This window comes from Lysinibacillus sp. NPDC094403, from assembly GCF_050278745.1.
Lineage (GTDB): Bacteria > Bacillota > Bacilli > Bacillales_A > Planococcaceae > Lysinibacillus.
This window is the reverse complement of the sequence record NZ_JBNNTL010000043.1, coordinates 1-1531: the sequence shown is the minus strand read 5'-3', so window position 1 is coordinate 1531 and position 1531 is coordinate 1. Positions and strand designations below refer to the sequence as shown.

The following is a 1531-nucleotide window of genomic DNA, read 5'->3' as shown; positions in this document are numbered from 1 at the left end:
CACACCCGTTCCCATACCGAACACGGAAGTTAAGCTCTTTAGCGCCGATGGTAGTTGGGGGCTTCCCCCTGTGAGAGTAGGACGTCGCTAGGCATAATACCCAGGAGGATTAGCTCAGCTGGGAGAGCACCTGCCTTACAAGCAGGGGGTCGGCGGTTCGAGCCCGTCATCCTCCACCATTTGCCGGTGTAGCTCAGTTGGTAGAGCAACTGACTTGTAATCAGTAGGTCGTGGGTTCGACTCCTATCGCCGGCACCATTTTGAGCCATTAGCTCAGTTGGTAGAGCATCTGACTTTTAATCAGAGGGTCGAAGGTTCGAGTCCTTCATGGCTCACCATTTTATTGCCAACAATTATATGCGGGTGTGGCGGAATTGGCAGACGCACTAGACTTAGGATCTAGCGCCGCAAGGCGTGGGGGTTCGACTCCCTTCACCCGCACCATTTTTAGAATTTCATAATTGCCAGGATAAATAAATCTTATGCACATGCGGAAGTAGTTCAGTGGTAGAACACCACCTTGCCAAGGTGGGGGTCGCGAGTTCGAACCTCGTCTTCCGCTCCAAATGTGCCGGGGTGGCGGAACTGGCAGACGCACAGGACTTAAAATCCTGCGGTAGGTGACTACCGTGCCGGTTCGATTCCGGCCCTCGGCACCATTTTATTTTAAAACTTAGCGCCCGTAGCTCAATTGGATAGAGCGTCTGACTACGGATCAGAAGGTTATGGGTTCGACTCCTGTCGGGCGCGCCAAATTAATATTTATCGGAATGTAGCTCAGCTTGGTAGAGCACTTGGTTTGGGACCAAGGGGTCGTAGGTTCGAATCCTGTCATTCCGACCATTTTATGGGGCCTTAGCTCAGCTGGGAGAGCGCCTGCCTTGCACGCAGGAGGTCAGCGGTTCGATCCCGCTAGGCTCCACCATAAAAGATAACCAGTATAAAGATCCTGGCGGCGTAGCTCAGCTGGCTAGAGCGTACGGTTCATACCCGTAAGGTCGGGGGTTCGATCCCCTCTGCCGCCATCTTAAAGGACCTTTAGCTCAGTTGGTTAGAGCAGACGGCTCATAACCGTCCGGTCGCAGGTTCGAGTCCTGCAAGGTCCACCATTTATATATTGTTACGGAGGTATACCCAAGTCTGGCTGAAGGGATCGGTCTTGAAAACCGACAGGCGGGTAACACCGCGCGGGGGTTCGAATCCCTCTACCTCCTCCAGTTTATTTTATAAATGGCGCTTGAAAAAACTCGAAAAGAATATCCTATTAACGCGGGGTGGAGCAGTGGTAGCTCGTCGGGCTCATAACCCGAAGGTCGTTGGTTCAAATCCGGCCCCCGCAACCAAATGGTCCCGTGGTGTAGCGGTTAACATGCCTGCCTGTCACGCAGGAGATCGCCGGTTCGATCCCGGTCGGGACCGCCATTTTTTTAAAATATGGGTCAGTAGCTCAGTTGGTAGAGCATTAGATTGAAGCTCTAAGTGTCGGCGGTTCGATTCCGTCCTGACCCACCATATGCGGGTGTAGTTTAAT

15 tRNA genes and 1 rRNA gene are annotated in these 1531 nt (G+C 52.8%); all 16 read left to right on the top strand.

Annotated elements, in window-relative coordinates:
- Positions 1 to 93, top strand: a 5S ribosomal RNA gene (gene rrf / locus ACQKMV_RS23825); the annotation flags it as partial.
- A gap of 10 nt (positions 94 to 103) precedes the next feature.
- Positions 104 to 179, top strand: a tRNA-Val gene (locus tag ACQKMV_RS23820).
- Positions 180 to 182: 3 nt separating this feature from the next.
- A tRNA-Thr gene (locus ACQKMV_RS23815) sits at positions 183 to 258 on the top strand.
- Positions 259 to 262: 4 nt separating this feature from the next.
- Positions 263 to 338, top strand: a tRNA-Lys gene (locus ACQKMV_RS23810).
- Positions 339 to 359: 21 nt separating this feature from the next.
- Positions 360 to 444, top strand: a tRNA-Leu gene (locus ACQKMV_RS23805).
- Between the two features lie 46 nt (positions 445 to 490).
- A tRNA-Gly gene (locus ACQKMV_RS23800) sits at positions 491 to 565 on the top strand.
- A gap of 5 nt (positions 566 to 570) precedes the next feature.
- Positions 571 to 659, top strand: a tRNA-Leu gene (locus tag ACQKMV_RS23795).
- Positions 660 to 676: 17 nt separating this feature from the next.
- A tRNA-Arg gene (locus ACQKMV_RS23790) sits at positions 677 to 753 on the top strand.
- Between the two features lie 13 nt (positions 754 to 766).
- A tRNA-Pro gene (locus tag ACQKMV_RS23785) sits at positions 767 to 843 on the top strand.
- 6 nt (positions 844 to 849) lie between these two features.
- Positions 850 to 925: transfer RNA gene (locus tag ACQKMV_RS23780), tRNA-Ala, on the top strand.
- A 26-nt stretch (positions 926 to 951) separates the two neighbouring features.
- Positions 952 to 1025: transfer RNA gene (locus ACQKMV_RS23775), tRNA-Met, on the top strand.
- Positions 1026 to 1032: 7 nt separating this feature from the next.
- Positions 1033 to 1109: transfer RNA gene (locus ACQKMV_RS23770), tRNA-Ile, on the top strand.
- A gap of 15 nt (positions 1110 to 1124) precedes the next feature.
- Positions 1125 to 1217 (top strand) — tRNA-Ser (locus ACQKMV_RS23765).
- Positions 1218 to 1268: 51 nt separating this feature from the next.
- Positions 1269 to 1343: transfer RNA gene (locus ACQKMV_RS23760), tRNA-Met, on the top strand.
- Between the two features lie 3 nt (positions 1344 to 1346).
- Positions 1347 to 1422 (top strand) — tRNA-Asp (locus ACQKMV_RS23755).
- A gap of 14 nt (positions 1423 to 1436) precedes the next feature.
- Positions 1437 to 1512 (top strand) — tRNA-Phe (locus ACQKMV_RS23750).
- Positions 1513 to 1531 lie beyond the last annotated feature (19 nt).